This is a genomic window from Maribrevibacterium harenarium (genome assembly GCF_006385675.1).
Classification (GTDB): domain Bacteria; phylum Pseudomonadota; class Gammaproteobacteria; order Pseudomonadales; family Marinomonadaceae; genus Marinomonas; species Marinomonas harenarium.
In genome coordinates this window covers 1-2,637 of the sequence record NZ_VFRR01000093.1, presented here as the reverse complement: position 1 = coordinate 2,637, position 2,637 = coordinate 1, and the positions used below count along the sequence as shown (strand labels likewise).

Sequence of the window (2,637 nt, the reverse complement as noted above, 5' to 3'; positions counted from 1 at the left end):
TGCGTATTCCGGTGAAGCTGAACGGTCATTCTGATTGAACGTGAACACCTGCAATCCTAACGCAAGCTTACTCTAACCTTTCTCTCCTAACTGTTCACGTTCCACGTTATTTTCTTCTCGTTTTCGCATTGACTCTCCTTTTAATTCTAACCGGTGGGCGTTATGCATTAAGCGGTCTAGGATCGCGTCCGCTAAGGTGTTATCTCCGATAGCGGCATACCACTGAGTGGTCGGTAATTGACTGATGATCGCTGTGGACATCAACCCCGACCGATCATCCATTATCTCCATTAGGTCGTTGCGTTGCGCTGGCTTAAGGACTTCAAGCCCCCAATCATCTAGGATCAGTAAGCGGGTTTTAGCCAACTGCCCCAAGAGTTTCTGATAGCTACCATCAGCCTTAGCCTGAGTGAGGGTAAGTAATAGGCGTGACACTCGATAATAACGTACACTGTGGCCCTGAGAGCAGGCTTGCCTACCCAGAGCACATGCCAAGTAGGTCTTGCCAGTTCCACACGGTCCAGTAATCAGCAGGTTTTGCCCTCTAAACAGCCAATCACCTTGGCCAAGCTGAGCAATCTGTGCACGCTTTAAGTTGCGGTGTTGTTGGTAATCAATCTCTTGTAGCGTTGCTTGTAGCCTAAATCCTGCCTGACGCACTAGGCGGTACTGCTTTCGACTTTCTCGTTGCAAGTATTCCTGCTCAAGTAGCAGGCTCAAGCGCTCAAGGAATGAGAGCTCTTCATATGTACCGGGCTGTTGAAGCTGCAACTCTAGTGCCGTTGCCATACCTCCCAAACGAAGTTCCTGAAGTCGGTTAAGGGTTTGTATCGTCATCTGTATGCTCCTTTAGTGAAAATTCTGTGGGCCGCGAATATTTTCATGATCCTGCGGCAGCTCGATGTTTATCTCCTGCTGTAGCGGTAACTGATCCCGATTAGTTTGCAAGAGCATTTTGATTTGTTTTAGTCGGTTCAGTCCTTCAGCATTAGCAATCGCACAGGCGGCATTGAGGCGGGAAGCCGGATACAGGCGCGTCAAGTTAAGCAGCCCCAACGAGACCTTGTAAGCCTGTTCTGGATGTGCTTTTTCCTCCAAACGAGCAGTAATCCAGAGCAATACATCAGGGCCTGTGTCCCGAGCCCATTGCTTCAGACGCCCAGGTGTCCAAGTGTGTTGTTTGCTATGGCGCTCAGGCATATGTGCTGGTGTGGTCGTCATACCAGGGTGGTATTTACGTGGATGAGAGGCAATCAGAGTTTGCTTGAAGTAAAGCTGCACTAGGGTATCACCGGCGTGTAACTCCAGCTTTTCTCCTACATACTGGTGCGGCACTGAGTAATGGTGTTTCTCATGCGCCACATGGTAGTCGATGTTGACCTTGACGGTTTTGATATCGGTATAACGATACGGATGGATTGGAAGTGGTTTAAGTGCTGGCTTATCCAACAGTTCGAAGGCTTCCTGGCGGTTGCCGGGCAACTGTCTAAAAGGCTTCTTGTTGAGATCTTCCAATAGGCTTCGGATACATCTATTCAGTTCGGCTAGAGAGAAGAACGTGTAGTGACGTAATCGCGCTAGAATCCAGCGTTCGACAATCTGGACTCCAACTTCGGCCTTAGATTTATCTTTGGGTTTATAGGGACGAGCTGGCAGCACAGCAATCTGGTAATGCTCTGCAAGTTGGTGATAGCTGGGATTGAGTTCAGGATCGTATCGGCAGGCTTTGTTAACAGCGCTACGCAGATTGTCTGGAACGACGATATCAGGGGTGCCACCAAAGTACTCGAACATACGTACATGGCTCTGTAACCAGTCAGGGAGTGATTGCGAACGCGTTGCTTCGGCAAAAGTGTAATTAGAAGCCCCTAGCACGCCAACAAAGATCTGTGCCGGATGAACTTCTCCTGTCTTTGGGTTGATAATAGGCACGGTGGGGCCGCAATAATCCACAAAGCATTTCTCACCCGCATTATGCTGCTGGCGCATCGAGCGTTTTTGCTTTCCTAACCACTGCATGTATAGCGAACAATATTGTGAATAGCTGTAGCATCGGTTTGGATAACGCTGAGTATATTCCTCCCACAGTAGCTGCTTGGACACAAATTTCTTTTTCAATTCTTGGTGCATTGCAGCCCAGTCGGGTACCTGGAAGCGAGTTGACGAGTGACTGTCTGATCCCGGATAGAATAGCTGGGCAAGTTGCTGCTCGCTCATCTCATCAGGAAGTGGCCAAGATAGGCCATGAACCTCGGCTTGACTAAGCAATTGCTTAATTTTACCGAGACTGACTTTGGTGCTTCGATGGATTTGCCGATAGGACAATCCTGCCTGCCACCGGAGTCGAAGGACTTCACGAATTTTACGCATTGTAATTCTCTCTGCTGGCATCACTGTTTCCCCGGAAAAAAGAGAACAGCTTACCAATTTGTTTAAATACAATGCGTTAGGGGTATTTCTGATCGAATGTGAACACTCGTACTGGGAATATGAACATCAGCTCTGGTAATCTGAACGGTCATTCCGCAATTGACGGGCAAAGCGTTCATATTCAAATCAGAATGGGTGTTCACGTTCAATCAGTAGAGGTGTTCACATTCATCCAGAATGGGTGTTCAGGTTTGGGCAGAATATGCA

2 protein-coding genes are annotated in these 2,637 nt (G+C 48.3%); both read right to left on the bottom strand.

Annotated features, from left to right (window positions below; all coding sequences use genetic code 11):
- Positions 1-72: 72 nt before the first annotated feature.
- Positions 73-837, bottom strand: coding sequence for an IS21-like element helper ATPase IstB (gene istB / locus FJM67_RS17150; RefSeq protein ID WP_140591909.1), 765 nt, complete (start codon positions 835-837; stop codon positions 73-75).
- A gap of 12 nt (positions 838-849) precedes the next feature.
- Positions 850-2,391, bottom strand: coding sequence for an IS21 family transposase (gene istA / locus FJM67_RS17145; RefSeq protein WP_140591907.1), 1,542 nt, complete (start codon positions 2,389-2,391; stop codon positions 850-852).
- Positions 2,392-2,637 lie beyond the last annotated feature (246 nt).